At 36.2% G+C, this 351-nt stretch carries 1 protein-coding gene; it reads left to right on the top strand.

The genetic code is table 11. From position 1 onward, the window contains the following. Positions 1-337, top strand: a 337-nt coding sequence (locus LI074_RS17215) for a helix-turn-helix domain-containing protein (protein ID WP_173698482.1), incomplete at its 5' end; no start/stop codon positions are given. Positions 338-351: the final 14 nt, after the last annotated feature.

Raw genomic sequence — 351 nt, 5'->3', positions numbered from 1 at the left:
ACATTACAGCAGAGAAATTGAAGCGGCAGTAAAATATATTCATCTTCATCTGCATGTTCCCGTTACACTGGAAGAAACTGCAGAGGCAGCAGGGATCAGTGCCAGTTATCTTTCCAGATTGTTTAAAAAAGAAACAGGAATGCTTTTTGTCGACTATATTCAGAAAGAACGGATAGAAGCTGCCTGTAATATGCTGACCTATTCAGATTATACAGCAGCACAGATCAGTGAATATCTTTGCTTTTCCACACAGAGCTATTTTATAAAAATCTTCAGAAAATATACAGGCACGACACCTGCAAAATATAAAAAATATAAAGTTCAGGACTGGAAATAATATCGGTATCAAAA

Origin of the sequence: Blautia sp. MSK18_10 (assembly GCF_020553185.1) — a bacterium.
In the GTDB taxonomy this organism is placed as follows: Bacteria; Bacillota; Clostridia; order Lachnospirales; family Lachnospiraceae; genus Blautia_A; species Blautia_A wexlerae.
The sequence above is the reverse complement of the archived record's forward strand: the minus strand, read 5'-3'. Positions and strand labels throughout refer to the sequence as shown.